The following is a 10110-nucleotide window of genomic DNA, read 5'->3' on the forward strand; positions in this document are numbered from 1 at the left end:
CTGCATCGGTGCATCGCAGTTTTTAGTTGATACTCCTTACAAACCTGCGGGAGTTAAAGAAAACTCTCGCATGGAAAAAGTGGAAATCACGCTGTAGCTATAGCGCTGAAACTAGGTAAAAGCGGCCATATCGGCCGCTTTTACTTTGCTTTACAATAATTGGATATTATGCAACACTGTGATAAATCGAAAGGAATAGGATGAACAATTATGAAAATTCTTTTTATAGGTGATGTTGTTGGTTCTTCAGGCCGGGATATGGTTCAAACATATCTCCCTAAATTGAAGGCTAAATATCGTCCGGATATGACTATTATCAATGGAGAGAATGCAGCAGCGGGCAAAGGAATTACCCAGAAGATTTATAAGCAATTTCTTGAATGTGGAGCCCATGTCATTACGATGGGCAACCATACGTGGGATAAAAAAGAGATATTTGAATTTATTGATGATGCCAATAATATGGTTCGGCCAGCCAACTTTCCGGAAGGTACACCAGGAAAGGGTATGACATTTGTCAATATAAATGGGACAGAAATTGCTGTTATTAACGTTCAGGGACGTACATTTTTACCTGCAATTGATGATCCTTTCCGGGTAGTGGATGAACTGATCGCACAAGCCCAAAAACGAACTGATATCATTTTTGTTGATTTCCACGCCGAAGCAACAAGTGAAAAACAGGCGATGGGCTGGTACCTCGATGGAAAAATCAGTGCCATTGTAGGGACACATACGCATACACAGACAGCAGATGAGCGGATTTTGCCGAATGGGACGGCTTATATTACGGATGCAGGCATGACTGGTCCATATGATGCCATATTGGGTGTGGAACGCGAGGCAGTCATAAAGAAATTTTTAACAAGTTTGCCGGTACGTTTCGAAATTGATAAAAAGGGAAGAAACCAATTAAACGGTTTTCTTGTAACAATTGATGAGAAGACAGGAAACGCTTCCAAGGCTGAACGTATTTTAATTAATGATGATCACCCGTTTATCGACTGAAAAGAAAAATATAAATCCTCCAACTGAATGAGATGTCACTTTATTTGAATGTTTAGAATAATTGGTGCATAATAAGGTAATAAGCTAACATCTCCAAGAATATAGTAGCATTAGAACTACAATAGTCAATGAAGGAGGAACTAGCAGTGGAAGTATTAAAAGTGTCAGCTAAATCCAACCCAAATTCAGTAGCAGGTGCATTAGCGAACGTCTTACGTGAACGGGGATCAGCGGAGATACAGGCAATCGGTGCCGGTGCATTGAATCAGGCGGTGAAAGCAGTGGCGATTTCAAGGGGATTTGTTGCGCCAAGCGGCGTTGATTTAATCTGTATACCGGCATTTACTGATATTATGATCGAAGAAGAAGAGCGGACAGCAATTAAATTAATAGTGGAACCCAGATAATTTAATTTTTAAAAATAATTGAATGTTTATCGCGTTGAAACCTTCCTATTATTGCTAGGAGGGTTTTTTATTTGTCCCGCCCCCGTCATGTATTGTTTAATATAGTTGAAGGCTTTATAATGAAATAATGGATAAATATATAGACAAATGTTTTAATATATGAAAGGAGTTCCGATTATGAACGAGCAGCAGCGCAAACAACAGGCGCAAATTAAATCAGCCGAAAATCCGGCGGACGTAAAATCCGATGCGGGTAACATGGAACGGCTTAAAAATACAACCAGTGATGATATGATTGCCAAATATTTTGAAACAACGTACGAACCGCCAAATTTAAATAAGGCGAGAAAACGCGGACGTGATGATGTAGAAGTCCATTATGATTTCGGAATCCCAGAAGATATGGAAAGTATCGGCGAGGGCCGTAAATTCATGATTCGTACATACGGCTGTCAAATGAACGAACATGATACAGAAGTTATGGCCGGCATTTTGGAAAATATGGGTTATGAATCGACAAACGATACCGAAGATGCGGATATCATTTTGCTGAATACGTGTGCAATCAGAGAAAATGCGGAAAATAAAGTGTTCGGTGAAATCGGCCACTTAAAAGCACTCAAACGTGAGAAGCCCGACTTGATTCTTGGTGTATGCGGATGTATGTCTCAGGAAGAGAAGGTTGTTAATCGGATTATGAAAAAACACCCGCAAGTTGATCTTATCTTCGGCACCCATAACATCCATCGTTTGCCGCATCTTGTTAAAGAAGCGATGTTTGGCAAGGAGAAAGTGGTTGAGGTATGGTCCAAGGAAGGTGATATCATTGAAAATCTTCCAAAAGCAAGAAAAGGCAAAGTCAAAGCATGGGTGAATATCATGTATGGATGTGATAAGTTCTGCACATATTGCATTGTCCCCATGACCCGCGGGAAAGAACGGAGTCGTCTGCCTGAAGATATCATTCAAGAAGTGCGTCATTTAACTGCACAAGGTTATAAAGAAATTACGCTGCTTGGCCAGAACGTCAATGCGTACGGTAAAGATTTCGAGGATTCCGATTATGGGCTTGGTGACTTAATGGATGATCTCCATAAAATTGATATCCCGAGAATCCGGTTTACAACATCACATCCAAGAGATTTTGACGATCGTCTGATTGAAGTGCTTGCTAAAGGCGGCAATTTGCTTGATCATATTCACCTCCCCGTACAGTCCGGAAGCAGTGAAGTTCTTAAGAAAATGAATCGTAAATATACACGTGAAGAGTATTTAGAACTAGTCAGAAAGATTCGTGAAGCAATGCCGAATGCGACATTGACGACCGATATCATTGTCGGATTCCCGAATGAAACAGAGGAGCAGTTCGAGGAAACGATGTCACTGGTGGAAGAAGTTGGATTTGAATCTGCTTTCACATTTATTTATTCCCCCCGTGAAGGTACGCCGGCAGCACGCAAGCAGGATGATGTGCCTGAAGAGGTGAAAAAACAGCGCCTTTACCGTTTGAATGAGTTGGTGAACAAACAATCTGCTGAGTCTATGCAACATTATAAAGACAAAGTTGTAAAAGTCCTTGTCGAGGGTGAGAGTAAAAAGGATCCTGACGTTTTGGCCGGTTATACGGAACGAAACAAATTGGTTAACTTTAGAGCTCCTAAGTCACTTATCGGTAAAATTGTCGATGTGAAAATTACAGAAACCAGAACATGGTCATTAAATGGCGTCATGGCCGAAACAACTGCAGAGGTGAAATAAGATGGCGGAATATACACGTAAAGAAATATTGGATGAAGCCAAAAAATTAGCTGACATGTTGGCTAATACAGAGGAAATTGACCGCTTTAAACAGGTTGAAGCCAAAATCAATGATAATAAGAAGGTTCAGCAACTAATCAAAAAGATCAAAACATTGCAGAAACAGGCTGTGAACTTTCAGGCATATGGAAAAACGGAAGCACTGAAAAAAGTAGAAGAGGAAATTGACCGGTTGCATGCGGAAGTGGATGAAATCCCGATTGTTCAGGAATTCAAAGATACCCAGGGGGTTGTGAATGATGTTCTTCAGCTCGTTTCCGGGACAATTTCACGCGAAGTTACCAATAATGTGATTACTGCTACCGGCGGTGACCTGCTGTCGGGGGAGACCGGCACAAAAGTAGAACGTGAATCGTCAAATCAGCACTGAACAAAAGCATGGCAGTCCCTGAAAATTCATCGAAACATCTGACTGTCTTTATCCTTCTTTTCATCATTTCAATTATGCACTTTAGGTATTTGTCTTGCATAAACTGACTATGAGTAAAAGGAGGTAACGAAGATATGTCTTTTCTTGAACATGATTATAGAGAAATTATTACAAAAGCGGTTTGCGGCAAAGGTAGAAAGTTTACGCAGGCAACACACCATGTTTCGCCGTCACATAGACCTACCAGTATTCTCGGCTGCTGGGTGATTAACCATTTGTACCATGCCAAGAAAAAGTCGGAAGATACGGTCGAAATAAGTGGGAGCTACGATATTAACATTTGGTATTCGTATAACGATAATACTAAAACCGACGTAGTTACTGAACGCGTGACGTATACTGACTATGTTCCCTTGTCGGTGAAAGATGACAATTGCTTGAGTGATGATTTTGATGTGATTGCCAAAGTTGTTCAGCAGCCTAACTGCCTGGAATGCGAAATTGCCCATCATGGCAATAAAATCATTGTAGAGGTTGAACGTGAGTTTATTGTGCAAGTTATTGGCGAAACGAAAGTCGCTGTTAGGGTTGATCCAAAAGGCCACACATTTGACGACGACGATGACTGGGGATTTGATATTACAGATGACGAGCTAAGTGATGTGAAGCCCGACTTTGTTGATAGTAAGGATAAGGATTAAGAGACTTACGAGGGGTAACACTCTCGTAAGTTTTTTTATAACGTCATAGAATATAAATGATGGATGAGCAAGGATCTGCCGCTAAGATTAACAATCGGAAAATTGGAAAAAGCGTCCGGCATTCGTCCCGTTCCGGCAACTTATGCTATAATATAACAGTATATTGCATGTTTTGGAGGACTCATTATGGCTATTTATACACCAATGATGGAGCAATATTTGAAAATTAAGGATGAGCATCAAGATGCTTTTTTATTTTTCCGTCTAGGTGATTTTTATGAAATGTTTTTTGATGATGCGGTTATTGCTGCAAGGGAACTTGAAATCACATTGACAAAACGGGATGGCGGACAGCACGATCCGATACCGATGTGTGGCGTTCCCTATCATTCTGCGGCTAATTATATAAAAAACTTAATAGAAAAAGGGTATAAGGTTGCTATTTGTGAACAGGTGGAGGACCCTAAAACAGCAAAAGGTGTGGTGAAAAGGGAAGTTGTTCAGCTGATCACCCCCGGTACCGTTATGGAAGCAACTATGCTGGAAGAGCGCGATAATAATTATATTGCCAGTCTCTCGCATTTTGATGACGGTTCTTATGTGATTGTCTATAATGATTTATCGGTTGGCGAAAATAATATTGCTCTTATTTCCGGGGGATGGGATGCTGTTTTGCACGAATTGTATAATCAGCCGATCAAAGAAATTGTTGTTGCATCGGACCTTCCCGATATACGTAAAGAGGAGCTGCATAAAAAGTTAAATATCACGTTATCGTATCAAGATGAGACAACCTTTAATGCGGAGTACCGCAATTTATGCGCCAACCTGAATGATGAACGTCTTGTACAAGCATTCAGCCGCCTGCTGAACTACATAGAAGACACGCAAAAACGCTCGCTTGATCATTTACGGCCTGCTCAAATCATTAAATTGGACCATTATTTATCCCTTGATATGTACTCAAAACGGAATTTGGAAATTACAGAGACCATCATAAAAAAGAGCAAACATGGGAGCCTGTTGTGGGTACTCGACCGGAGCGTTACGGCAATGGGATCGCGAATGCTCAAAAAATGGCTTGACCGCCCGTTGTTAAAGCAACATGAAATCGAAGAACGTCTTGATGTGGTCGAAGGCTTCCTGCAAGGATTTATGGAGCGTGATGCATTGCGTGAAACCTTAAAGTCCGTATATGATCTGGAACGCCTTGCCGGAAGGGTTGCTTATGGCAATGTCAACGCCCGTGACCTAATACAGCTGAAGCAATCGCTGGAAAACATCCCTGAGTTAAAAACGGTTTTAATGCAGTTCGATAACAAAAAAATTACGGAATTAAGCAATAGACTCTCATGTCCGGAAAATCTCACATCTTTGCTTTCCTCAAGCCTTCAGGACGATCCGCCGGTATCCATCACAGAAGGTTCAATCATTAAGGATGGCTATCATGAAAAGCTGGATACGTATCGCGAGGCTTCGAGAAACGGTAAGCAATGGATTGCAGAACTCGAACAGAAAGAAAAACGGGAAACAAACATCAAATCATTGAAAGTCGGGTATAATCGGGTGTTCGGTTATTATATTGAGATAACCAAAGCGAATCTGCACTTGCTGCCGGAAGACAGGTATGAGCGGAAACAGACACTTGCTAATGCTGAACGATATATCACACCGGAATTAAAGGAAAAAGAACAGCTGATCTTGGAGGCGGAGGAACAAAGTGTTGACCTGGAATATAACTTGTTTCTGGAAATCCGCGATCAGGTCAGGGAGCATATACCGGAAATTCAGTATTTAGCGGAGATTGTCAGCCAGATTGATGTGCTCCAGGGATTTGCGACCGTTAGTGAGGCAAATCAGTATAAGCGGCCGAATTTTTCACAGGATCGACTATCCATTAAAAATGGACGCCATCCGGTTGTTGAACAAGTCATGAAACATGATGCATTTGTTCCGAATGACATTATACTTGATCAGGATACTTCCATTCTTCTAATAACCGGGCCGAATATGTCCGGCAAAAGCACATATATGCGGCAACTTGCTTTAACCGTTATCATGGGCCAAATCGGCTGTTTTGTTCCGTGTGACAAAGCTGAATTGCTGCTGTTCGATCAAATATTCACACGTATCGGCGCGGCCGATGATCTTGTATCGGGGCAGAGTACGTTTATGGTTGAAATGCTTGAAGCCAATCATGCCATCGCCAATGCCACCGAAAACAGTCTGATTTTGCTTGACGAAATCGGACGTGGCACAAGCACATATGATGGAATGGCATTGGCTCAATCGATTGTCGAACACATTCACGATCAAATCAATGCCAAAACGGTGTTTTCGACCCATTATCATGAATTGACAACACTTGAGGAGACGCTTCGCAGGTTAAAAAATATTCATGTTCGAGCTGAAGAATATGAAGGAAATGTCGTCTTCCTTCATCAGGTGAAAGATGGTGCCGCCGATCAAAGCTATGGCATTCATGTTGCGAAATTGGCTGACCTTCCTCCTGCATTGATTGAAAGGGCCAATACGATTTTGCGTCAGCTGGAAAATAACAGCGAACCCAATACCTTCCAGGACGGTCAATTGTCATTTTTTGCTGAAGCTGACCAGGCAAAACCGGTAAATAACCCTGTCAACCAATCAACTGTCCGACTAGTCAACGATTTAAAAGATATGAATCTATTTGAAATGACGCCGATGGATGCCATGAACGCATTATATCAGTTGCAGAAACAAGCGAAAGAAGATTAGAAACGAAAGGACTGTTTCCATGGGAATTTTTCAAATGCCTGATGCACTCGCCAATAAGATCGCTGCAGGGGAAGTAGTGGAACGTCCTGCTTCAGTAGTTAAAGAATTAATTGAAAACAGTATTGATGCCAACAGCTCATGGATCAAAGTTGAAGTGGAGGAAGCCGGGCTGCAAAAAATAAAAGTGATCGATAACGGCAATGGCATGACTGAAGCGGATGCTGAGAAAGCGTTTTTGCGTCATGCTACAAGTAAGATTCAAGATGAAACGGATTTATTCCGCGTGAACACATTGGGTTTCAGGGGAGAGGCTCTTGCCAGTATTGCGGCCGTAAGCCGAATGTCGATTAAGACTTCAGAAGGCGACAGCGCCGCTGCATGGCTGTCTATTGAAGGCGGCGTGGTCAAAGATAGGGCGAAAAGTGATGCACGGAAAGGAACGGAAATTGTCGTTGAAGATTTATTTTTCAACACACCGGCCCGGCTAAAATATATGAAAACCATCCATACTGAGCTTGGTCATATTACCGATCTATTGAATCGTCTGGCATTGTCACACGCTTCTATACGGTTTGAGGTGGTGCATAATGGAAAGCCGTTGTTTAATACAGCGGGGACCGGCGATATGCTGCAGGTCATCAGTCAGGTATACGGCATGAGTGTTGCCAGGAAGATGCTGCCGGTTAAGCATGAAACGCTGGATTTTTCTATTGACGGATACATCGCTAAACCAGAAGTCACCAGAGCTTCACGGAATTATATGTCGACAATTGTTAATGGCCGCTACATTAAAAGCATGCAACTGACTCAAGCCATTGTTAGAGGCTATCATACGCTGCTACCGATCGGGCGCTCTCCGATTGTTGTTTTGGCGATTGAAATGGATCCGGTTTTAGTTGATGTCAACGTGCACCCGACCAAGCTAGAGGTGCGTTTCAGTAAAGATAAGGCATTATTTACAGCTGTAGAAGAGACGATTCATGCTGCTTTCAGAAATGCATCACTCATCCCGCAGATGGAACAGAAACAGCCTGAACAAACCAAGCCTTCCGTTCAGAACACCATGACATTTGATGAACCAAGACAGGAATCCGCACCATGGAATGATGGACAGCAAGTAAATGAAGATACACCCAAGATAGGAAAAAAACAATGGTTGGATCATGAAAAGCAGGAATTTCCACCTTTGTCTGAAAACCATCACACGCCAAATCAACCATATCATGAATCAGTTGGTAGATCAGTCCGGAATACTGATACACCACCTGATAATTCCGGTGAAGAACAGCGGGTACCACCTATGTATCCGATTGGCCAGCTTCATGGAACCTATATTCTGGCACAAAATGAAAATGGTTTTTATATGATTGATCAGCATGCGGCTCAGGAGCGAATTAAATTTGAACGCTTCAGAAAAAAATTGGGCCAAACAGAAAATGAGCTGCAGGAACTATTGATTCCATTAACATTTGATTTTTCCAAACAGGAATCGATTTTTATCGACCATCATATGCAGGAATTCGAAAAAGTCGGTCTGTTTTTTGAACCGTTCGGCAACCAGACGTATATCATCCGCTCCCATCCAAACTGGTTCCCGAAAGGATTTGAAGAAGAGATTATCAGGGAAATGATCGACCAGATTATGCAAAATGAAAAAGTTGACGTAGAAGAAATCAGGGAAGATGCAGCTGCGTTAATGTCCTGCAAGCGGTCAATCAAGGCGAATCACCACTTGAATCAGGAAGATATGTTCAGGCTGCTGGAAGATTTGCGTAAAGCGTACGATCCGTTCACTTGTCCGCATGGCAGGCCCGTCATTATTCATTTTTCTTCCTATGAGCTGGAAAAGATGTTTAAACGGGTCATGTAATTAATTAAGCGCCGAACCCCTAATATGAAAGGGGTTCGGCGCATTTTTTAATCAGAATGACCACAATATGACCACATTCCTTGCTAAATGTCATTTTTAAAGGCATCTTCAAATCGGTTTGCTGAATCTTTTTGCATATTTGGGGTTACATGACTATATTTATCCATGGTCGTTTGGATATTGGTATGACCAAGACGCTCTGACACTATTTTTGGATGCTCACCCAGTTTCAGCATAATTGTTGCGTGTGTATGTCTTAAGTCATGAAATCGGATTCGCTTTGTTCCGGCCTTTTTGACATCGTGTAGAAATAACTTATGCACTGTATTTGGATTTAATGGTGATCCTGCAGAAGGGCTAATAATAAAATGAGAATCACTTAAATGGCTTCCGGTCAATAACATATTCTCCTTTTGATATGTCTGGTATTTCTGAAGTTCACTTAAAACCTCATCTGAAATGGATATAGACCGGATGGAATGCAATGTTTTAGGTTCTTGAGCAACAGTGCCTTTGCCCGGAACATAATATAATGATCTTGATATGCTTATTGTACTATTTTTAAAATTAACATCAGACCATTTTAACCCAAGTAGTTCACCGCGTCTCATGCCGGTAAAAATGGCTAAAAAATAGAGCATGTATTTATGCCGCTTGGCATTTTCTTTAGTATAATCTAGAAAGGCTTTACACTCATCAACACTCCATGTGTCCATTTGTTTCCGCTTCCGAGATGGGGGAGAAACTTTTAATACTGGATTATTCTTAATGTACCCCCACGTTACGGCCGCATCTAATGAGTGTTTCATTATAGTGTGTAGATAGTTTATATATTCTGGAGTAATACCTTCTTCTGATAACTCATTATAATATTTGAGAAGCATTGGTGGTTTTATTTCTTTGATTCGTATAAATCCAAACTTTGGAATTATCCTTGAATATATGGCACTGGTATATCCTTTGTAGGTAGACTGCCTAACGTTTTGTTTTGCATAAACCTCTAGCCATTCGGTCAAAAAGTCGTTTAAAGTTATTTTATTTTCTTCGATGTATTCATGTAAAGCATCACTTAATTCCAGCCAAAACAAGCCTGTTTTGTTCACAATTCTCCAGTTGATTTCTGTACTTTCCCGGCGTAATATGCTAAATTTTTTGCATATTGTTAGGGGGGTTTTTTTA

8 protein-coding genes are annotated in these 10110 nt (G+C 41.3%); 7 read left to right on the plus strand and 1 reads right to left on the minus strand.

Annotated features, from left to right (window positions below):
• Positions 1 to 210: 210 nt before the first annotated feature.
• The 7 genes from IEW67_RS11865 to mutL all read left to right on the plus strand — a co-directional run bounded on the left by IEW67_RS11865 (position 211) and on the right by mutL (position 8931).
• Positions 211 to 1008 carry a TIGR00282 family metallophosphoesterase gene (locus tag IEW67_RS11865; protein ID WP_188633293.1) on the plus strand — a complete coding sequence of 266 codons (798 nt, stop codon included), beginning with the start codon at positions 211 to 213 and terminating at the stop codon, positions 1006 to 1008.
• Between the two features lie 146 nt (positions 1009 to 1154).
• The gene (locus tag IEW67_RS11870) at positions 1155 to 1415 is read left to right on the plus strand and encodes a stage V sporulation protein S (protein ID WP_129674070.1); all 261 of its coding nucleotides are present in this window, start codon (positions 1155 to 1157) and stop codon (positions 1413 to 1415) included.
• 177 nt (positions 1416 to 1592) lie between these two features.
• Entirely contained in the window at positions 1593 to 3173 is a 1581-nt protein-coding gene (miaB, locus tag IEW67_RS11875; protein WP_188633294.1) for a tRNA (N6-isopentenyl adenosine(37)-C2)-methylthiotransferase MiaB, read from the plus strand.
• A gap of 1 nt (position 3174) precedes the next feature.
• Positions 3175 to 3603, plus strand: coding sequence for a YlbF/YmcA family competence regulator (locus IEW67_RS11880; RefSeq protein WP_188633295.1), 429 nt, complete (start codon positions 3175 to 3177; stop codon positions 3601 to 3603).
• Between the two features lie 134 nt (positions 3604 to 3737).
• Complete coding sequence (locus IEW67_RS11885; protein ID WP_188633296.1) at positions 3738 to 4304, plus strand: outer spore coat protein CotE; 567 nt, start codon at positions 3738 to 3740, stop codon at positions 4302 to 4304.
• Positions 4305 to 4490: 186 nt separating this feature from the next.
• Positions 4491 to 7061: a DNA mismatch repair protein MutS gene (gene mutS, locus IEW67_RS11890; RefSeq protein ID WP_188633297.1), complete on the plus strand. Its 2571-nt coding sequence runs from the start codon at positions 4491 to 4493 to the stop codon at positions 7059 to 7061.
• A gap of 19 nt (positions 7062 to 7080) precedes the next feature.
• A complete protein-coding gene (gene mutL, locus IEW67_RS11895) occupies positions 7081 to 8931 on the plus strand; it encodes a DNA mismatch repair endonuclease MutL (RefSeq protein WP_188633298.1) in 1851 nt (616 codons plus the stop codon).
• Positions 8932 to 9014: 83 nt separating this feature from the next.
• Here mutL and IEW67_RS11900 read toward each other — a convergent pair.
• Positions 9015 to 10110, minus strand: a 1096-nt coding sequence (locus IEW67_RS11900; protein WP_188633299.1) for a tyrosine-type recombinase/integrase, incomplete at its 5' end; no start/stop codon positions are given.

This window comes from Lentibacillus kapialis (assembly GCF_014646635.1).
In the GTDB taxonomy this organism is placed as follows: domain Bacteria; phylum Bacillota; class Bacilli; order Bacillales; family Amphibacillaceae; genus Lentibacillus; species Lentibacillus kapialis.

Coding starts and splice junctions, on each gene's coding strand:
- mutL (WP_188633298.1), top strand. CDS start 7,081: ATGGGAATTTTTCAAATGCCTGATGCACTCGCCAATAAGATCGCTGCA.
- IEW67_RS11880 (WP_188633295.1), top strand. CDS start 3,175: ATGGCGGAATATACACGTAAAGAAATATTGGATGAAGCCAAAAAATTA.
- miaB (WP_188633294.1), top strand. CDS start 1,593: ATGAACGAGCAGCAGCGCAAACAACAGGCGCAAATTAAATCAGCCGAA.
- IEW67_RS11865 (WP_188633293.1), top strand. CDS start 211: ATGAAAATTCTTTTTATAGGTGATGTTGTTGGTTCTTCAGGCCGGGAT.
- IEW67_RS11885 (WP_188633296.1), top strand. CDS start 3,738: ATGTCTTTTCTTGAACATGATTATAGAGAAATTATTACAAAAGCGGTT.
- mutS (WP_188633297.1), top strand. CDS start 4,491: ATGGCTATTTATACACCAATGATGGAGCAATATTTGAAAATTAAGGAT.